Origin of the sequence: Asticcacaulis sp. AC460 (assembly GCF_000495795.1) — a bacterium.
Classification (GTDB): domain Bacteria; phylum Pseudomonadota; class Alphaproteobacteria; order Caulobacterales; family Caulobacteraceae; genus Asticcacaulis.
This window is the reverse complement of record NZ_AWGD01000031.1, coordinates 96621-116286: the sequence shown is the minus strand read 5'-3', so window position 1 is coordinate 116286 and position 19666 is coordinate 96621. Positions and strand designations below refer to the sequence as shown.

17 protein-coding genes are annotated in these 19666 nt (G+C 62.2%); 7 read left to right on the top strand and 10 right to left on the bottom strand.

The genetic code is table 11. The annotated features are described in order from the left end of the window. Window positions 1–103: 103 nt before the first annotated feature. The 3 genes from ABAC460_RS40900 to ABAC460_RS40890 form a co-directional block, all read right to left on the bottom strand. Window positions 104–1405 (bottom strand): Gfo/Idh/MocA family protein, encoded by a 1302-nt coding sequence (locus ABAC460_RS40900; protein ID WP_023454584.1) that lies wholly within the window; start codon window positions 1403–1405, stop codon window positions 104–106. A gap of 26 nt (window positions 1406–1431) precedes the next feature. Continuing rightward, entirely contained in the window at window positions 1432–2736 is a 1305-nt protein-coding gene (locus tag ABAC460_RS40895) for a Gfo/Idh/MocA family protein (RefSeq protein ID WP_023454583.1), read from the bottom strand. 127 nt (window positions 2737–2863) lie between these two features. After that, window positions 2864–4537 (bottom strand): methyl-accepting chemotaxis protein, encoded by a 1674-nt coding sequence (locus ABAC460_RS40890; RefSeq protein ID WP_023454582.1) that lies wholly within the window; start codon window positions 4535–4537, stop codon window positions 2864–2866. 173 nt (window positions 4538–4710) lie between these two features. Here ABAC460_RS40890 and ABAC460_RS40885 point away from each other — a divergent pair, with 173 nt between their 5' ends. From ABAC460_RS40885 to ABAC460_RS40865, 5 genes are all read left to right on the top strand, one after another. Then, on the top strand, window positions 4711–5820 hold the full coding sequence (locus tag ABAC460_RS40885) for an S-(hydroxymethyl)glutathione dehydrogenase/class III alcohol dehydrogenase (RefSeq protein ID WP_023454581.1): 1110 nt from the start codon (window positions 4711–4713) through the stop codon (window positions 5818–5820). Between the two features lie 253 nt (window positions 5821–6073). Further along, window positions 6074–6289, top strand: coding sequence for a hypothetical protein (locus ABAC460_RS40880; protein ID WP_023454580.1), 216 nt, complete (start codon window positions 6074–6076; stop codon window positions 6287–6289). 182 nt (window positions 6290–6471) lie between these two features. Beyond that, window positions 6472–7326, top strand: a complete 855-nt coding sequence (gene fghA, locus ABAC460_RS40875; protein WP_023454579.1) for an S-formylglutathione hydrolase — start codon at window positions 6472–6474, stop codon at window positions 7324–7326. 106 nt (window positions 7327–7432) lie between these two features. Further along, the gene (locus ABAC460_RS40870) at window positions 7433–8722 is read left to right on the top strand and encodes a hemolysin family protein (RefSeq protein ID WP_023454578.1); all 1290 of its coding nucleotides are present in this window, start codon (window positions 7433–7435) and stop codon (window positions 8720–8722) included. Window positions 8723–8738: 16 nt separating this feature from the next. After that, a complete protein-coding gene (locus ABAC460_RS40865; RefSeq protein ID WP_023454577.1) occupies window positions 8739–9242 on the top strand; it encodes a hypothetical protein in 504 nt (167 codons plus the stop codon). Here the strand turns inward: ABAC460_RS40865 and ABAC460_RS40860 are convergent. Next, window positions 9239–10066: a HAMP domain-containing protein gene (locus ABAC460_RS40860; protein ID WP_023454576.1), complete on the bottom strand. Its 828-nt coding sequence runs from the start codon at window positions 10064–10066 to the stop codon at window positions 9239–9241. The two genes, ABAC460_RS40865 and ABAC460_RS40860, sit on opposite strands and share 4 nt — an antisense overlap. A gap of 203 nt (window positions 10067–10269) precedes the next feature. Here ABAC460_RS40860 and rpsD point away from each other — a divergent pair, with 203 nt between their 5' ends. After that, complete coding sequence (gene rpsD / locus ABAC460_RS40855; protein ID WP_023454575.1) at window positions 10270–10887, top strand: 30S ribosomal protein S4; 618 nt, start codon at window positions 10270–10272, stop codon at window positions 10885–10887. 328 nt (window positions 10888–11215) lie between these two features. On the opposite strand, the gene ABAC460_RS40850 is transcribed toward rpsD, so the two are convergent. The 3 genes from ABAC460_RS40850 to ABAC460_RS40840 all read right to left on the bottom strand — a co-directional run bounded on the left by ABAC460_RS40850 (window position 11216) and on the right by ABAC460_RS40840 (window position 14253). Next, the gene (locus tag ABAC460_RS40850; RefSeq protein WP_023454574.1) at window positions 11216–12787 is read right to left on the bottom strand and encodes a DUF1570 domain-containing protein; all 1572 of its coding nucleotides are present in this window, start codon (window positions 12785–12787) and stop codon (window positions 11216–11218) included. 63 nt (window positions 12788–12850) lie between these two features. Further along, complete coding sequence (gene grxD / locus ABAC460_RS40845; protein WP_023454573.1) at window positions 12851–13183, bottom strand: Grx4 family monothiol glutaredoxin; 333 nt, start codon at window positions 13181–13183, stop codon at window positions 12851–12853. A 173-nt stretch (window positions 13184–13356) separates the two neighbouring features. After that, window positions 13357–14253, bottom strand: a complete 897-nt coding sequence (locus ABAC460_RS40840; protein ID WP_023454572.1) for a hypothetical protein — start codon at window positions 14251–14253, stop codon at window positions 13357–13359. 286 nt (window positions 14254–14539) lie between these two features. Here ABAC460_RS40840 and ABAC460_RS40835 point away from each other — a divergent pair, with 286 nt between their 5' ends. Next, the gene (locus ABAC460_RS40835; RefSeq protein ID WP_155914694.1) at window positions 14540–15004 is read left to right on the top strand and encodes a hypothetical protein; all 465 of its coding nucleotides are present in this window, start codon (window positions 14540–14542) and stop codon (window positions 15002–15004) included. A 90-nt stretch (window positions 15005–15094) separates the two neighbouring features. Here the strand turns inward: ABAC460_RS40835 and ABAC460_RS0124935 are convergent, their stop codons facing one another. The 3 genes from ABAC460_RS0124935 to ABAC460_RS40825 form a co-directional block, all read right to left on the bottom strand. Further along, a complete protein-coding gene (locus ABAC460_RS0124935) occupies window positions 15095–15448 on the bottom strand; it encodes an endonuclease domain-containing protein (protein ID WP_031237125.1) in 354 nt (117 codons plus the stop codon). A gap of 158 nt (window positions 15449–15606) precedes the next feature. After that, on the bottom strand, window positions 15607–17823 hold the full coding sequence (purL, locus tag ABAC460_RS40830; RefSeq protein ID WP_023454568.1) for a phosphoribosylformylglycinamidine synthase subunit PurL: 2217 nt from the start codon (window positions 17821–17823) through the stop codon (window positions 15607–15609). Window positions 17824–18215: 392 nt separating this feature from the next. Continuing rightward, window positions 18216–19643: an alpha/beta fold hydrolase gene (locus tag ABAC460_RS40825; RefSeq protein WP_023454567.1), complete on the bottom strand. Its 1428-nt coding sequence runs from the start codon at window positions 19641–19643 to the stop codon at window positions 18216–18218. Between the last annotated feature and the right edge of the window lie 23 nt (window positions 19644–19666).

The window sequence follows — 19666 nt, the reverse complement described above, 5'->3', positions numbered from 1 at the left end:
GAAAGCCCAGCCGCGACGGAAGTGTCAGAAAGAGCCCCTCACCCTAACCTCTCCCCGGCCTCGCCGGCAGGCAAAAGAACGGGGAGAGGGGATTCTGTTCTGGCTAAGCCCTCGACGGCAGCTTCCACGGCGCGCGATAGGTCGGTGTCACCAGCTTATTGGCCTCCGCCACATCGAAGCTGTTCCTGGCTGCGTCCCAGGTGATCTTGCTGCCGGTTCGATGGGCGATATTGCCCATCTGGCAGATGATCGCCGTGTTCGCCGCCTCTTCGATCGTGCAGTTCGGCTTCAGCGACCGGTCCTTGATACAGGCGATCAGGTTGGCGGCATGCTTGCTCAAGCCCTTGTCGGACACCGGCGTGATCGGTACCTCGGCCATCTTGAAGGTCTCACCGGACTTCTCAGGCACCACCATCCAGTTGCCGCGGTCGACGACCAGGGTGCCGTTCTCGCCGATAAACGCCACGGCGGTCTGGCGGCCGTAATTGCCGTTGCCGATGGCCAGGCTGTGCTCCCATTGGATGGAAAAATCGCCATAATCGAAGAAGGCCGTCTGGGTATCCGGCGTTTCGGCGGCCGAGGTCGGGAAGGCGTACATGCCGCCCGCCGACATCACCGACTTGGGCGCCCCGGCCTTCATGCCCAGGATCGCCATGTCCATCAGGTGGACGCCCCAGTCGGTCATGGTGCCGCCGCCGTAGTCCCAGAACCAGCGGAACGTATAGTGGAACCGATTGGGATTGAACGGCCGCTTGGGCGCCGGCCCCAGCCACATGTCGTAATTGACCCCGGCCGGCACAGGGGCGTCCGGCTTGGCGGCCAACAGTGGCGCATTGGGCAGGTAGGCCCAGGCCTTGGCCATGCGCACTCGTCCCAGCTTGCCGGAATGGACGAAGGCGATGGCATCGGCCCAGTGCTGGTTGCTGCGCTGCCATTGGCCGACCTGGACGACGCTGTTGTGGCGCTGCTTGGCGGCGACCATGGCTTGGCATTCGGCGATCGAATTGCCCAGCGGCTTTTCGACATACATCGCCTTGCCCGCCGAACAGGCATCTACCGTCATCAGACAGTGCCAGTGGTCGGGCGTGGCGATGATGACTGAGTCGATATCCTTGTCGTCCAGCAGCCGGCGATAGTCGCGCTCGATGCGCGGCGCCTTGCCGGTCATCGTCTTGAACTCGTTGGCGCGGGGCCCGAGGACATTATCGTCGATGTCGCACAGGGTGACGACCTCGACGCCGGGCACCTCCAGATGGGCCTTCATATTGGCCCAGCCCATGCCCTTGACGCCGATGACGCCGACGCGGACCGTGTCGGACGGGGCCGCTTTGACCGAGGCTACGCCCAAAGCGGCAGAGGAGGCGAGTGCGCCACCCAGCAGGGTCCGGCGGTTGAAGTCCTTCATGGCGGTTCCTCGTCTGTTTTTGTAAGTTAGGCCTTGGGCAGTTTCCACGGCGCACGATAGGTTGGCGTCATCAAGGCGTTGGCCGCCGCCACGTCGAAGCGGTTGGCTTGCGCGTCCCACTGGACCTTGCCGCCGGTGCGATAGGCGATATTGCCCATCTGGCAGACAACCGCCGTGTTGGCCGCCGTTTCAATGCCGCAGTTCAGGGCTTTCGAACGATCCTTGATACAGTCGATCAGGTTGGCGGCGTGCTTGTTCAGCCCGTTGTCGGCGGCTTTGATCGGCGCAACGGCCTCGGTGCGTGCCACGCTATCCTTCATTTCCGGTATGACCATCCACTGGCCGCGATCAACCACCAGCGTGCCGTACTCGCCGATAAAGGCGACGCCATGGTCGCGGCCGGAATAGGGGCCGACACCGATGCCGGTACTGTGCTCCCACTGGATGGAAAAGTCGCCGAAATCGAACAAGGCAGACTGGGTGTCCGGCGTTTCCATCGCGGCACCCGGATAGGCATAGGCGCCCCCGATTGACATCACGGAGGCCGGCGTCTGCGCCTTCATGCCCAGCAGGGCCATATCCATCAGGTGGACACCCCAGTCGGACATAAAGCCACCGGCATAGTCCCAGAACCAACGGAAATTGAAGTGAAAGCGGTTGGGATTGAACGGCCGCTTGCGCGCCGGCCCCAGCCACATGTCGTAATTGACCCCCGCCGGTGGCGGGCTGTCGGGCTGGACCGCCAGGGTCTTCACCCACGGCAGGTAGGCCCAGGCCTTGGCCATGCGCACGCGGCCCAGCTTGCCGGAATGGACGTAGGCGATGGCGTCGGCCCAGTGCTGGTTGCTGCGCTGCCACTGGCCGACCTGGACGACGCTGTTGTGGCGCTGCTTGGCGGCGACCATGGCCTGGCATTCGGCGATCGAATTGCCCAGCGGCTTTTCGACATAGACGGCCTTGCCGGCCGAGCAGGCGTCGACCGCCATCAGGCAGTGCCAGTGATCGGGCGTGCCGATGATGACCGAGTCGATATCCTTGTCGTCCAGCAGCCGGCGGTAGTCGCGCTCGATGCGCGGCGCCTTGCCGGTCAGGGTCTGGAATTCGGTGGCCCGGGCGGCCAGGACGTTGTCATCGACATCGCACAGGGTGACGACCTCGACGCCGGGAACTTCCAGGTGGGCCTTCAGATTGGACCACCCCATGCCCTTGACGCCGATGACGCCGACGCGAACCGTGTCGGAAGGGGCTGCCTTGGCAGAGGCTGCCGCGCCCAAAGCGGCCGATGAGGCGAGCGCCCCGCCCAGCAGGGTCCGGCGGTTGAAGTCCTTCATAGCGGTTCCTCGTTTATATGATTTTTGTAATCGTTTACGAAGGAACGGGAACTTGTCAAGGCGCGTGAAAAAGCCGGCGCCCCATCGGAACCGCCGGCTTCAAAAATTTGGCTTTTAAAGCCGTGACTTAGGCCGAACGCAGGCGGCTGACGAAGTCGAACACTTCTGCCTGCATGTCTTCCGACCGGCGTTCCAGGTCGTTCGACAGCGACAGCAGCGACTGCGCCGCCTGACCGGTGGCTTCGGCGGCCTTGCCGACGCCGGTGATATGGCCGGTGACGTCGCGCGTGCCGGTGGCCGCCAGATTGGTGTTGTTGGCGATCTCGTTGGTCGCCGCGCCCTGCTGCTCGACCGAAGCCGCAATGGCCGTAGTCAGTTCGCCGATCTGCTCGATCGTCTTCACGATGGCGCCGATCGAGCCGACCGTCGTCGCCGTGGCCGTCTGGATCTCACCGATCTTGGCGCGGATATCGTCGGTGGCGCGGGCGGTCTGCTGGGCCAGTTGCTTGACCTCGGAGGCGACGACGGCAAAGCCCTTGCCGGCCTCGCCGGCGCGGGCCGATTCGATCGTGGCGTTGAGCGCCAGCAGGTTGGTCTGGGCGGCGATCGCCTGGATAAGGTTGATGACCTCGCCGATCTGGCCGGCGGCGGCCGACAGGGTGGCGATGGCGGCTTCGGAGCGTTGGGCTTCGGTGACCGCGTGTTGCGTCACCTGCGAGGTGCGCGTGACCTGCTGGTTGATCTCGTTGACGCTGGCCGACAGTTCCTCCGTGGCGGCGGCGACGCTCTGGACGTTGTTGGCGGCGTCGATGGCGGCATGGCTGACCGACTGGGCGCGGTGGGAGGCGTCGTCGGCATTGTGGGTCAGGCCGCGGGCGGCATCGGCCACAGTGCGCGATCCCGAAGCGAACCGCTTGGCCAGGTCGCCCATATTCTGTTCGAACTCGGTGGCGATGCGGTTGCGTTCGGCGGCCATGTTGGCGGCGATGCGGCTTTCCTCCTCGGCCTGCTGGGCCTTGAGGGATTCGGCTTCGGCCGCGCGGTCGCGCAGGGTGCGGATGGAGCGCCACAGCGACGAAACCTCGTCCTTGCCACGGGCATCGGGAATGTCGGTGTCGTAGGCCCCTTCCGAGATGCGCATGACGCTGGTGCTGACGTGCTGCAACGGCCTGGAGATCGAGCGCACGGCCAGCCACAACGATCCCGCGATCAGGACGATGACACCGGCGGCCGCGACCACCAGGAACTGCCAGATGCGGTCGTGCTTGTACTTGGCCATGTCGGCCCTGGAGGCTTCCAGGTTGGACTGGATATGCTTGACCATGGCGTCGATGCCGGCTTGGAAGGCCTTGCGGTTGGCGCGGTTGGCGTCGTTATTGCCCAGCGCGCTGGCGGCTTCGGGCGACTGTTCGCGGCCCAGGCGGGCCAGTTCGCGGCGCAGGGTGAGGAATTCGCCGGCCTGGGTTTCCACTTCGGTGAATTCGGGAAGATCGCCCGGCTTGATGTCGGCCTTCCACGATTTCAGCAGCGCATCGATCTTGTCGAGCTGCGTGTCGACATTGTCGGCATACTTGGCCGATTCGGTCAGGTCCTTGGACATGTACACACCGCGTGATTCCATCACGGCGGCCGTCACCAGACGATTCAGATGCTCACCGCGATAGGCGTCTTCGTGCGCCCGGTCGGTCTTCATCAGCATCTGGTTATAATCGGTGATGGTCACCAGGCCCAGCCCGGTGATCAGGGACGCCATGATGGCGAAACAGGCGACGAGCGCCAGGATGCGGGCCTTGATGGTCATAAGGTACGCCTTTACTTGATGGGGTTGCGGCAGAGGAAACGTAATCGCCAAGGTTTACCAACACACGGTTAACGCAAGGTTTTCTCAGACAACCCTGGCCAAATTCCGCAAGTTTTCCGGTTGCGGCGCCCGGCGAAAAGCGCCAGAAAGGCGAACAACCCGGAGATCTGCCCATGAAAACCCGCGCCGCTGTTGCGTTTGAGGCCAAAAAGCCGCTCGAAATCGTCGAGGTCGATCTTGAAGGGCCGCGCGCCGGCGAGGTCCTGGTCGAAATGAAGGCGACCGGAATCTGCCATACCGACGCCTACACCCTGGACGGTTTCGATTCGGAGGGGCTGTTCCCCTCGATCCTGGGCCATGAAGGCGCCGGCGTCGTGGTCGAGGTCGGCGCGGGCGTCACCAGCCTGAAGCCCGGCGACCATGTCATCCCGCTTTACACGCCGGAATGCCGCCAGTGTAAGTCGTGCCTGTCACGTAAGACCAACCTGTGCACCGCCATCCGCGCCACCCAGGGCAAGGGGCTGATGCCGGACGGCAGCTCGCGCTTTTCCTATAAGGGCCAGGCCATCCATCACTATATGGGCTGCTCGACCTTCGCCAACCACACCGTCCTGCCGGAAATCGCGCTCGCCAAGATCCGTGACGACGCGCCGTTCGACAAGGCCTGCTATATCGGCTGCGGCGTCACCACCGGTGTCGGCGCCGTGGTCAATACGGCCGGCGTCGAACCCGGCGCCAATGCCGTGGTCTTCGGCCTGGGCGGCATTGGGCTGAACGTCATCCAGGGGCTGAAGATGGTGGGCGCCGACCGCATCGTCGGTGTCGATATCAACGACTCCAAGGCCGAATGGGGCAAACGCTTCGGCATGACCCACTTCGTCAACCCCACCAAAATCTCCGGCGATCTGGTGGCGCACCTGGTCGAACTGACGGGCGGCGGCGCCGACTACACCTTCGACTGCACCGGCAATGTCGATGTCATGCGCACGGCCTTGGAAGCCTGCCACCGCGGTTGGGGCGAAAGCATCATCATCGGCGTGGCGCCGTCAGGCGCCGAAATCCGTACCCGTCCGTTCCAATTGGTCACCGGCCGCGTCTGGAAAGGCTCGGCCTTCGGCGGCGCGCGCGGCCGCACCGATGTGCCGAAGATCGTCGATTGGTACATGGACGGCAAGATCGAGATCGACCCGATGATCACCCACACCTTCCCGCTGGAGCGCATCAACGAAGCCTTTGACCTGATGCATGCCGGCGAAAGCATCCGTTCCGTGGTGGTGTTCTAAGTATCACTAGGCGGAAATAATGAGGGCAACGCAGAAAAATCCAAGCAGATCGGAGCGATTTAACTTTCTTCTCCCGCCCCGTTTACGGGGAGGGGGGACCGCGAAGCGGTGGGAGGGGTGTTGCAGCCAGTGGAATGCCCCTTCCGTCTCATTGCTTCGCAATGATCCACCTTCCCCGTAAACGGGGCAGGCGGAAGCGCTTCAAGCTAGACCATGATGCTAGCACCGAATTTACAACTCAAGGAATCCGTCAATGAAGTTAGTTTCCTTCGGTACTTTTCGTATTAATCCTGGCCAAATCCAGATAATTAACCCCCTGAACATGGACGGAACACCCTCTTTTCAAGTGCTGTTTAACGGTCGTGAGCAGGTATTTTTTTGTCAGCCCGGCATGTTACACGACACGTTCAAGGTGATGTATGACAAGTTCGTTTCAGATGTCGAAGATGCACTTCAATATGATGGATAGGCGAAAGATGCTTTTCGATCTTGCGCAGCTCTGAAACTTATTGAAAACCGTGTAACACGGCAGGCGTCCCCTCCCACTTACCGAAATTTACCATCCGGCCGCTGAATTAGGCGTCCGATTTCTATCACTCCGGGTGTTACAGTTGGCGCTTACGTGAACGTCAACTGACACGGATCTGAGGCATGTATTCAGTGGACTTTATTTCGCAGCATCGTCTTTACGACGGCATTCTTTATTTCATTCGGCACGACAGCGCCGCCACCTCTACCCCGATGTCGGCCACGGTCTTCGTGCCCGACGTCGCGGAAGCGCGCACCGATGCACCCTTTCCGGCCCTGTACTGGCTGTCGGGCCTGACCTGCACCGCCAACAACTTCACCGAAAAGGCCGGCGCCTACCGCAAGGCCTCCGAACTGGGCCTGATCATCGTGGCGCCCGACACCTCGCCGCGCGGCGAGGGCGTCGCCAACGACCCGGCCAGCGATCTGGGCCAGGGTGCCGGCTTCTATGTCGATGCGCTGCAATCGCCGTGGAAGGCCCACTACCAGATGGAAACCTACGTCACGCGTGACCTGATCGAGGCGATCGAGGCCAACTTTCCGGCCGCACCGGGCAAACGCGGCATCTTCGGCCACTCCATGGGGGGGCATGGCGCCCTGACCCTGGCCATGAACCACGCCCACCTGTACCGCTCGGTCTCGGCCTTTTCACCCATCTCGTCGGCCATGCACGCGCCGTGGGGCGAAAAGGGCCTGAGCAACTATCTCGGCCACGACCGCTCGGCGTGGGAGCGTTACGACGCCTCGGTTCTGCTGGCCAAGGGCATGGGCAAGGCGTTCGACGACATCCTGATCGACCAGGGTCTTCATGACCCGTTCCTCGAAGGCCAGCTCAAGACCGAACTCCTGGAGCAGGCTGCCGCCGCGGCCGGCCAGAAGGTCACGGTGCGCTATCACGACGGCTACGACCACAGCTATTATTTCATCCAGAGCTTTATCGACGACCACATCGCCTTCCACGCGCAACGGCTGAAATAATCACGCAGTTGTCAGGGTTCGGACCGTAGCCTGTATTGCGGCTGCGAACGGAACCCTTTACCTTTCCGGCGGGGCCGCGTCAGGCCTCGTCCCGGATCTCCCCGCAATGCTGCTCTTTGCCTGTGCCGTCGTCCTCCTTCTGGTGGTCCTGAACGGCCTGTTTTCCATGTCCGAACTGGCCGTGGTGTCATCGCGCCGTGCCAAGCTCCAGAGCCGCGCCGACCGCGGCAACAAGGGAGCGGCGGCGGCGCTGCGGCTGGCGGACGATCCGAACCGCTTCCTGTCGGCAGTCCAGGTCGGCATCACCCTGATCGGCATCCTGGCCGGCGCCTACGGCCAGGCGACCATCGCCGGCGAGCTGGATAAGATTCTGGAAGGTGTGCCCGGCTTGGCGCCCTATTCCAACGCCATTGCCACCGGCATTGTGGTGGTCCTGCTGACCTATCTGTCGCTGATCGTCGGAGAGCTGCTGCCCAAGCGTCTGGCCATGCTGTTTCCGGAAACCATCGCCGGCGCCGTGTCGCGGCCGTTGAATCTGATGGCGATGATCATGGGGCCGTTCGTGACCCTTCTGACCGCTTCGACTTCGCTGGCCCTGCACCTGATGGGCATCCGTGATAGCAAGGGCGAAGCCATCACCCAGGAAGAGGTGGAAACCACCCTGGCCGAGGGCATGGGCGCCGGGCTGATCGAGCCGGGCGAGGCGGCCATCATGACCGAGGTGATGCGCCTCGGCGACCGTCCCGTGCGGGTGGCCATGACGACGCGCACCGAAGTTTATCGCGTGTCTCTGGATGATGACGAGGCGGGGATTCGTACCGCCATTCGAGCGTGTCCTTATTCACGCTTTGTGGTCGTTGAAGGCCAGGACATGGAGACTCCCATCGGTGTGGTGCACAAGCGCGATATTGCCGATACCTTGCTGGCCGGAGGCACTTTGGATCTGCGCGCCATGGTCCAGGAACCGATCTTCCTGCCTGTGACGACGTCGCTGCTGCGGGCCCTGGACAGGTTCAAGCAATCGACCTTGCACGTCGCGTTCGTGGTCAATGAGTATGGTGGCTTCGAAGGCCTGATCACCCCGACCGACCTGCTGGAAATGATGGCCGGCGACTTCGACGAAAGTCATGACGATGAGACGCTGAAGATCATCCGCCGCGACGACGGTTCCTTTCTGGTCGACGGCCGCGCCAACCTGGTCGACCTGTCGGATGCGCTGGGAGAAGAATTTGAAGCCGGCGCTGACTACCACACCATCGCCGGCCTGATCCTGAACGAGTTGGGCCGATTCCCGGTGGAAGGGGAGGTGGTGCATATCGCCGGCTTCAAGATCGAGGTGGTCGATATGGACGAACGCAGAATCGACAAGGTCCTGTTCCATAATGTAAGGCGCTAGGGAGAGGAACTGAATGATGAAGACCGCACTTATTGCTCTGGCCCTGCTGATAGCCGCGCCCGCCGCCTTTGCCGACGAGGCCTGCACCCAGAACGACGACAGCAAGCTTCCGGCGGCATGGCAGTCCTGGACCGCCCCTTCGGCGGTCACCGCCGCCGCCAGGCCCGCTGACCAGCCACAGATCGAGATCGGCACCGCCTATCAGGTGCAACTGTCGCCGGCGGCGGAAACCTTGTACGACCCCGCGCCCAAGGAGGTCGTATCCGGCAGTTTCGGTGGGCTTCTGATGCTGACGGTCAAGGCTGCGGGCGACTACAGCATCGCGCTGGACAGCCGCGCCTGGGTCGATGTTGTCCGCGACGGCCAGGTGGTCGAGTCGACCAGCCACGGCCACGGTCCAGCCTGCACATCCCTGCGCAAAAAGGTGGTGTTTCCGCTAACGCCGGGGATCTACACGATCCAGCTCGCCAATGCGCCAGTGCAATCGGTCAGGATTGAAGTGGCGGCCGGAACGCCCTAATCCAGCACCAGTTCGCGTAAGCGATGCTCTTCCTCAAGCCGTTGGCGTGACAGTTTTTCGGCCTCGGCGGCGCGATCCTTGAGGATGCCCAGCGCCGTCCACAGTTCGCCGATCTCGCCACGCGATGCGTCCGGAATTTCGGTGTCGTAGGCGCCCTCGGAAATGCGCACCATCGACTCGCGCACCCGGGCCAGCGGCGCGGCGATCGAGTCGATCGCGATCCACAGAGACCCACCCAGCAGAATCAGAATGCCGGACGCTGCCGTCATCAGGAACTGAAACTGGCGCTTCTCCTCGAACCGCTTCAACTCGGCCTGGCTGGTGGCCAGTTTCGCATCCAGCCCGGACACCATGGTGTCGATCCGGACCTGCAGCGCCTCGCGTTCGGCGCGATATTCGGGCTTGTCTGCCATGCCTTGGGCCACGGCGCGGCCACGCTCGCGCGTCATCTTCGCCACCCAATATCCGCCCTTGACGAGGAACTGGCTTTTATCGCGCACCTGCGTCAGTTCCGGCAGCTCGCCGCCGGCAACCGGCCACGCGTTCAGGAAGGCGTCCAACTCACCCACGCGCTTGTCCAAGCGGTCGGCCTGGACCAGTTCTTCCTCGCGCGAATTCGCCAGATAGACGCCGCGGATCTCAATGACGATTGTGGCCACCATCCGGTTCAGGCGTTCACCGCGGAAGGCGTTTTCGGCGTTATGGCGATAGTCGGCGATGATGCGGTTATAGTCGCTCATCGTCTTCAGGCTGAGGGCGGTGATGATCACCGCCAGCAGGGCAAAGGCCGCCACCAGGCAAAGGATCTTGGCTTTGATCGTCATGACGCGTACTTTCTACAGGGTCGTTTTGCCTGATTAACATAGTCGCCTTAACAATTTGCGCTATTCGGCCCAGGTCTGCGGCTTGACTTTCCCCGGTTTGCCCTGTAAGTCCGCGCCCTTCATTACGGTTTAATCCCACGCTGCCGTTGCAATCGCGTTCGCATTCGGGCGGACGCCAGCCGGGGTTATAATAAGGTTAGACTATGTCGAAGCGCCACAGCGCCAAGTACAAGCTCGACCGCGTCATGGGTGAAAACCTGTGGGGCCGTCCCAAGTCCCCCGTCAACAAGCGCTCCTACGGCCCCGGCCAGCACGGCCAGCGCCGCAAGCAGAAGATTTCCGATTTCGGTATCCAGCTGCGTGCCAAGCAGAAGCTGAAGGGTTACTACGGTAACATCACCGAAAAGCAGTTCCTGCGCACCTACGAAGAGGCGTCGCGCCGCAAGGGCAACACCTCCGAGAACCTGATCGCCCTGCTGGAAACCCGTCTGGACGCCCTGGTCTACCGCGCCAAGTTCGTGCCGACCGTCTGGGCGGCGCGTCAGTTCGTCAACCACGGCCACGTCCTGGTCAACGGCAAGCGCGTCAACATTCCGTCGTACCGCGTCAAGCCGGAAGACGTCGTCGAGGTCCGTGAGCGTTCGCGCAACATGGCCCTGGTTCTGGAAGCCCTGCAGTCGCCGGAACGCGACGTGCCGGACTATATCGAACTGGACGCCAAGGGCCAGAAGGCGCGCCTGATCCGTCTGCCGGAACTGGCCGAAGTGCCGTACCCGGTCAAGATGGAACCGCACCTCATCGTCGAATACTACTCGTCGTAAGGTTTTTGACGCGCTGGCAGGCTGCAAATGCCCGTCTTTCTGCGTTACGGTGCTCACGTACTCAAGTACGCTCCGCTCCGTTACTCGAAAGCCAGGCATTTTCGCCCAGCCATCACGACAAAAACGGTCCGTGCCATTGGAAAACCCCGGAAGTTCGCTTCCGGGGTTTTTCTTTAGGCCCAGCCAAAAATTTGAAAGTTTAAGTTTGCCAATAACTTATCCCTCCCCGTTATACGGGGAGGTGGATCATTTGCTGGAAGCAAATGAGACGGTGGGGGATTTGGCCCGCGGGTGTTTCCGTCACCGGCGCTCCACCGGCCATCTGGCGTCAGTTGCCGTCCGTTGCCGGCGCGTCCTCGGCCTTGAGCAAGGCCAGAGCTTCGTCGCGCGTCGCACCGCCCTTGATAGCCTTGATGATAGTTCGGGCGCTCTCCGCCGAACTACCGCCATGCGGGTCGTTGGCGATCGGCACCAGCATGTCGGCGGCCTCCTCCAGCCGCCCCTTGTTCAGCAACATGACGGCGGCGTTGCGGGCATAGGTGCTGATGCCGGGGGACAGTTGATGCGCCTCGACGGCGGCGTTCAGCGAATTGTCATCCGGATAGCCGGGCCCCGGCGCGGCGGTTTGCGAAAAGTAGAACAGGTTGACCGGATCGGTCGGCGCCAGCTTGTAGGCCTTCATGAAGGCTGTGCGCGCCTTCTTAATCTGGCTCTCCTTCGTTTCGCCGGGGGCCAGCTTGTCATGGTGCGCCATGAACAACAGAGTCTTGCCCAGCCAGTGGAAACCTGCGCCATCGTCCGGATGCGCCGTCGTGTAGGCGGTGTAGTAGTCCAGCGCCAGGGCCTCATCACCGAGCATGATATCGGCGCGCGCCTTAACGCCCTGGGCATAGGCGTCGCCGGGATATTTCGCGGCCTCGTCGGTTATGCTCTTCAGCAGGTCCTGGTAATTGCCATTGGTGCAGGTCGACGACCGTGAATCCCACATGATCAGCTTGTCGGCGGAAGCGGGCAGGGTGGTCACGGTCACCGCCGGCTGGGGCATGCCGTCCAGCTTATAGAGTGTGGCCCGCAAATCCTTGCCGTTCAGATATTTGGTCAACGTGCCCTTGAGCTGCTTCATGGTCAGGCCGAAAGCCTTTTCAAACGCCGCGACCGGGTCTTCGCCGGCGTTACGCGCCTCGACATAGGCGAAGAAAGTCTCGACTCGCGCCGGATCGGACAGAATCCAGTGCGTCAGCAGCCAGGACTTGGCATGGAAATCGTCCATCTTGCGCGTGACCTCGTAGTCGTCGCGCAGCATGGCCGTGTAGTCGAGCGAGGTGCGGGGGCTCATCAGCTGATAGACGCGGTCGGACCAGGCCATGCCGACCACGGCCTGGTCGTCCTTGATCACCGCCGTGCCGTAGAATTCAGCGAAGCCTTCCATGAACCAGCGCGGAAAGGCGTCCCGCGACCGCAGGTGCATGAACTGATGGGCGTATTCGTGGAAGATAACGGTCTGGCTGGTGTTTTCTTCCTGCTGCGTCACTTTGGCGTTGCTGAGCCGCTCGCCGTCATACAGGGCATAGGCGTTCATGCCGTCGGCGCAGGGCGTGACGAACCCCAGAACCTCGGGCTTTATCGTCGGCCAAGCGCGTCTCAGGTCACCGAAGTCGTTGACGAAATAGACGTTGAGCTTCTGTTCCGGCGCTGTGTCATCCGCCATGTTGTACATGGCGCCCAGCACATAACGGTACTGCTCCAGGCGCTTCAGGTAGCCTTCGGCCGCGGTACCGCGGGCATTGCTGTAGACGACGAAGTGGTCGCTCTCGGCGCGCACCCAGGTATCGGCGGCCATGGCGCCGCCTGCCATCAGCAGTCCGCCCACGGTCGCAGCCGTCGTCAGCCAGGTCCTCATAATCGCCCCCTCCGGTATCAAGCGGACGACGATAGCTCAGCTTGCGAATCTTGAAAAGTCGGCTCAGGCCGGCAGAAGGCCCTTTTCCGACAGGGCGGTCTTCAGTTCGCCCGACTGGAACATCTCGCGCACGATATCGGCGCCGCCGATGAATTCGTTCTTGATGTACAGTTGCGGAATGGTCGGCCAGTCGGAATAGGTCTTGATGCCGTCGCGCAGTTCGTCGTCCTGCAGCACGTCGACGCCGACATATTCGACACCGAGGTGGTCCAGGACCTGGACGACCAGGCTGGAGAAACCGCAGCGCGGCTGTTCGGGAACGCCCTTCATGAACAGGACGACATCGTTGCCCTTGATGGTCTGGTCGATGAAGGTCTGGACGTCGGTGTCGCTCACGGCGGGGCTCCTGGAAGGCAAATCTCTCAACTTGCGTCTATATAGGCCCCGTGCCGCGACTTTTCCAGTGGTTAGAGCGCATCCCCAAAAGTGTGACGCACTTTTGGGATTAAGATGCGCGCAAAAGAAAAAGCTTGGAGCGCCGATCCGATTCTTCCGGATCGAAACGCGCTCTAAGCTTGCTTGGCGTGGAAACGCGCCATCTCGATCTGCGCCGGAACAGAGGGGGGCATGTGGCGCTCCGGCACGTCGGCCAGGGCTTCCAGATGATCGGTGTCCTCGGGCTCGACAAAGATGCAGGCCAGGCTGGGCTGGGACAGGCAATGGCCCAGGCACAGTTCCTCGGGTGTCCAGCCATGGGTCTGGTGTAGGAAGGCGTGGGTGCCGGCGCCGGCCAGCGGGTTTTTGACCTTGCCGCCGAACCAGCCGCGGCGGGCTTCGGGTGGGACGACATCCGACGCCTTGCGGTAGCTGTTCGGAAAGAAGGCTGTAGCGAAGACATTCATCTCGCGCTGGATGGCGAAATCGATCTGACGACGCTTGTCCCAGCTCGAATCGATATCGTAGCTGGTCGCCAGCACGTTGAACTGGCCGCCGCGGATGAGATCGCCCAGGTCTTCGGTCTCGGCCTGGACGCCGATATAACGCAGCATGCGCGACCTCTGCAAGGTGCGCAGAAAATCCATGCTGTCGTCGGGGAGCACGGCCGCGCCGGGCTGGCCGAAAAGCAGCAGGTCGATCCAGTGCAGGCCGGCCTCGCGGATGACCGCCTTCAGGCGCTCCCGCAAGGGGGCGAACTGATAAGCGGCGGCGTCGGTCACGGCGCCGGGCTCGTGGGCGCTCAGGGCGATGAACAGCAGCTTGCGTTCGACGACGCTGAAAACCTCGTTGGCGGCCTTCAGCAGCTTGGGGTCGGTGCTGTCGAAATGGAAGGTATTGATGCCGTTTTCGAGCGCGGTCAGGATCAGCTTTTGCAGCAGGCTGTGGTTCTTGCGCAGCTTCTCGGAGTTGAGACGCAGGCCGATGGTCGACAGGGCAAGGCCCGAACGGCCGAAGGGACGGTAACGCATGACCCTACCTCCCTGTCCGCTCACGGCGGGTGCTATGCGCCCGGTTCCGCATATTCAAACGCCTTGCCGCCATGTCGTTGAAATTCGCCATCTCTCAACCGGCTAGCATGGATATGGTAATGAGAGGGTTAAGAGGGGCCGGGAAAGCATAGCCAAATTCCGCATTTTTCCGCGGTGCGATATTTCGGACAACAGGGGTTCATGTCTGGTTCAGCCGTATGGGATTAAGCTGTTTTGACGGGGCGGGTTTCCGCGCTATAGTTAACGCTTTCGCGGGAGGCGTGGCATGACAAGGACGACCGGTATGGGATTGTTTGTCGGACTGCTGATGACCCTGGCCCTTCTGGGCCAGGCCTCGGCCCAGACCTGTCCGCGCGATGCGGCGGCCGAACTGGACGCTGCCGTCGCCCAGACCCTGGCAGCGGTGCAGAGTGGCGATGCGACTGCGCTTCTGGCCGTGGTCAGCGACGATGGCCTGGCCTTCAACCCGGAGGGCGAGGAGGTGGGTTACCGTGCGTTGCAGACCCAGTTCACGAACAAGAGCGGCCGTTTCTGCGCGCTTTTCACCTGTAATGGCCAGCGCGGTGCCTTGGGCGCGAAATTCCACCGTGGGCCGATCGACAAACAGATCGACAGCCGCAACGGCCTGGCGACGGTGTTTGTCAACGCCAATACCAATGACGAGTTGCAGTTGAACTACCGGCTACGCAACTGCCGCTGGGAACTCACCGGCGTGGCAATGGTGGAGTAGCACCAACAGGTTGAGTTAACTAAAAAATCCCTCCCCGTTATACGGGGAGGTGGATCATTTGCTGGAAGCAAATGAGACGGTGGGGGATTTCTAGGCTCCGAACCTCGCGAGCGCCACTTGTATGACGTCCTCAGCGACGCCATCGGGATCGCGTAGAACATTGAAGGCCTCAATCCGATACACTTGCAATCCTTGCTCTGCCAACCATTCGTCCCGCTGGGCATCACGCTTCTGAGCTTCATTACTATGGTGATCACTGCCGTCGATCTCGACGACCAACTTTGCTCGGTAACAATAAAAGTCCAGGATATAGGGACCGAAGGCCTGCTGACGGCGAAACACCGGATTGCCGATGCCGCGAGTCTTGAGCCTCTCCCAAAGAAGATGCTCTGGCAGAGTCGAAGCACGCCGCAGATGTCGAGCTAATCCATATTTAGGCTTCATTTGAAAAAGCTATAATGAAGACTGAAAAATAGGAAGACGACGGCGGGCCCAATCCCCCACCGTCTCATTTGCTAATCGCAAATGATCCACGCCACGGGGCGCCCCGCTCCCCGTATAACGGGGAGGGATTAGAAATTATTGTATTTTATGATCTTTTGTTACGCCTTCCCAGCCATATAGGCCGGCAGCCACGCCTCATTGGTTTCGCGCAAGCGGTCCAGGCTGACGCACAACCCGGCATAGATCAGGTCCGTACCCGTCGCTACACCGACCACGGCCACCGGCACCTCAGCCTCGGCCGCCTGGGCGATGACCAGATGCGCCGCGGCTTCGTCGACCGCCACCAGGTAACGCGCCTGATCCTCTGCAAAGGCGAAGATATGGTCGTCCAGGTCGCTCGGGTTCTTCAGCTCCAACCCGACCTTCGACGCCAAAGCCATATCGGCCGCCGCGCACAGCAGGCCGCCGTCCGACAGGTCGTGAACGCCCTTGGCTACGCCGGTCTTGATCAGCCTGCGGACCAAAACACCATTGGCCTTTTCGCTTTCCAGGTCGACCTTCGGCGGCGCGCCGATTTCCAACCCGAAGACTTCGCGCAAATACAGGGTCGAACCCATCTCGCCCTTGGTCTCACCGACCAGCAACAGAACCTGGCCAGGACGGACCTTGTTGAAGCCCACGCGCTGGTCGTAATCCTTCAGCAGGCCCACCGCGCCGACGGTTGGGGTCGGCGGAATCGCGATCCCATTGGTTTCGTTGTATAGCGACACGTTGCCCGACACGACCGGGAAGGCCAGTTCGCGGCAAGCCTCGGCCATGCCGTCGATGGCGCGGACGATCTGGCCCATGATCTCGGGCTTTTCCGGATTGCCGAAGTTCAGGTTGTCGGTGATGGCGATCGGCTCGGCGCCGACGGCGGTCAGGTTGCGCCAGGCCTCGGCCACGGCCTGCTTGCCGCCTTCATAGGGGTTGGCCTTGACATAACGCGGCGTGCAGTCCGAGGTGACGGCCAGGGCCTTCTTCGTGCCGTGCACGCGAACCATGCCGGCATCGTGGCCGGTCGACGAATCCGACAGGGTGTCGGCCATGACGTGGCGGTCATACTGTTCCCACAGCCAGCGCTTGGACGCCATGTCCGGGCAGCTCATGATCTTAAGCAAGGCATCACCAACAGGGGCCACGGGCACCTCGGAAGCATGCAGTTGCGGCTCTTGGGCCGGCTCGACCCACGGGCGGTCGTACAGCGGCGCATCGTCCGACAGCGGCGACAGCGGCAGGTCGCAGACGACTTCGCCATGGTGCAGCAGGACGATATGGCCCGAGGTATTGGTCTCGCCGATGACGGCGGCATCCAGGCCCCACTTCTCAAAGATACGCTGGCCATCAGCCTCGCGGCCGGGCTTCAGTATGGCCAGCATACGCTCCTGGCTCTCCGACAGCATCATCTCGTAGGCGGTCATATTGACTTCGCGCTGGGGCACCTTGTCGAGGTCGAGCGTGATGCCCAAACCGCCTTTGCCGGCCATTTCCACAGAACTGGAAGTAAGGCCCGCGGCACCCATGTCCTGGATGGCGGCGACGGCGCCGGACGCCATCAGTTCGAGCGTGGCTTCGATCAGCAGCTTTTCCGCAAAGGGGTCGCCGACCTGGACGGTCGGGCGCTTTTCTTCCGAATCTTCGGAAAATTCGGCCGACGACATGGTGGCGCCGTGGATGCCGTCGCGGCCGGTCTTGGAGCCGAAATAGACCACGGGCAGGCCGGGCTCTGGCGCGGCGGAATAGAAGATCTTGTCGGCATCGGCCAGGCCGACGCACATGGCGTTGACCAGGATATTGCCGTTGTAGCCGCTGTGGAAATTGGTCTCACCGGCCACGGTAGGCACGCCGACGCAGTTGCCGTAGCCGCCGATGCCGGAGACCACACCTTCGACCAGACGGCGGGTCTTGGGGTGGCCGGGTTCACCGAAACGCAGGGCGTTGAGCAGGGCGACCGGACGCGCGCCCATGGTGAAGACGTCGCGCATGATGCCGCCGACACCGGTCGCCGCCCCCTGATAGGGTTCAATGAAGGACGGGTGGTTGTGCGATTCCATCTTGAAGATGCACGCCTGGCCGTCGTCGATATCGATGACGCCGGCGTTTTCGCCGGGGCCGCAGATGACGCGGGGACCGGTCACCGGGAACTTGCGCAGATGCAGGCGCGACGATTTGTAAGAGCAGTGCTCGGACCACATGACGCTGAACACGCCCAGTTCGACGTCATTGGGCTCGCGGCCCAGCCGGTCGAGAACGACCTGATATTCGTCAGGCTTCAGGCCGTATTCGGCGGCCTTGTCGGCCATGGACTTCGGGGCGGGGGATGTGGTGGTGCTCATGGCGCGCCGTTTAGCGGATTCAGCCCCCGCGCTCAAGGCGCGAAGCGTTAGCGCGACGAAAAATCCGCTCAAGGAGCGAAGCGCCGCAGAAACAATTTTAGCCCTCTTATACCGCCCCGCTTCCTGGCAACCTGCTACGTGATTCACATATCGTCGCGGAGTCACTTTTCTTTCTCCTCCCCGCTTGTCGGGGAGGGGGACCGCTCGAACGAGTGGAGGCCTGAGGTCAACGACCGAAGGGCGAAGCGAGAGAGGTGCGGTGGTGGGGTTTCTTACTTTACTTTCAATAGTTTGATCGTATCGACGTACGCAAAGACACTCCACCGCGACTGCGCGATGTGTCACTTCGCGGCTTCGCTAACAATTCGCCCTTTCCGACAAGTAGGGGCGAGCTACTTGCCGTCATATACGAACGGAAATTTCGGCCTGTCGGTCTTGATGCAACTGGCGTCGACATTGGCGTCGGCCGTTTTCAGGAACTGCGCCACCAATGCCTTGGCGCAGGTGCTGCCGCCGGCGATGGTGTGGGTGCGGTTGGGGAAGAAGTAGTTCCGGCCCTTGCTCAGGCCCTTCACCGTCTCCTCCGACAACTCGGCCGGGCAACCCGCATCGATATCGGCCGACAGCATCAGGGTCGGAATATCGCTGACGAGAGCCTGATTCTCCACCGCGTCGCCCTTGCCGGTCGCGAAGGCCTGGCAGACGGCGAAGAAGCGGCGGGTATCACGCGCCACAGCCACGGCAATCGGGTCATTGGCATCCACGGCATCCAGAGCCGCCGGGTCTTCGAAACCGAACTCCTCCCGGCACAGGGTGGTGAAGAACTGGCCTTCGGTATAGCCGGCCTGGGCCTTCACGAACTTACCCAACGCCTTGTAGTCCCCCGTGAGCAGCTTATCGATGGTCGTGGGCAAGGCGCTGGCGCCGTCCGGGCTGTAGATCTGGTCCAGCAGAAAGGCCCCGACGGCGTCGGCCGTGTAGGTCTGGTCCTTGTCGCTGACGGAGGTGGTGAGCCATTGGCGCAGGCGGGTATCGAACCGCGCCGCCAGGTCGGGATATTTGCCATTGCAGACGCTGTCCGCGGCGCAATAGGCCAGAACCTGACGGACTTCACGCGACACCAGGCCGGGGAGGGGCGCGGTCGCGTTGGCTTCCGGCGGCCAGGTCGAATTCAGCACAACGGCGCGCAGATCGGCCGGATCGTGCTGCATCACTGCCATGGCGACGCGCGTGCCATAGGACCCACCGTAAAGGTTATAGGTCTTGACGCCCAAAGCCTGGCGGATGTCGCGGATATCCTGGGCGATGACCGCGGAATTGTATTGCGTCAGGTCGATGCCCTGGGCCGCCAGCTTGCGGCCGCAAGCCTGCAATTCGGCGACGCCGGCGTCGCTGGTGACCCCGGCATCGGACAGGGGCGCTTCGCCGCAATCCAATGATGGCGTCGATTTGCCGGTGCCGCGCTGATCGAAGAAAATCCAGTCGCGGTCGTCGGTGACCAGGCTGGGCTTGCGGCGGAGGCGGAAGGGCAGGCCCGAGACAACCTCGCCACCCGGACCACCATGCAGGAAGATGACCGGATCGGCCTTCTTGTCGGCGGCCTGGGCACGGACAATGACGACGGGCAGGGCGACGGTTCGGCCATTGGCCTTGCCGCGGGTCTCCTCGACCACCATGGTGCCGCACTCGATCCCTTTCAGGCCGATATAGGCGAAGCTGCAGGACTGTTTGTGGTACCCCAACGTGGTGGGCGCCTTTTGCGGCATACAACCGGAAGCCAGCAGGGCCAGACCGGCCACCACAACAAGACGACGCCACATATCCGTTACTCCTGCAACAACGC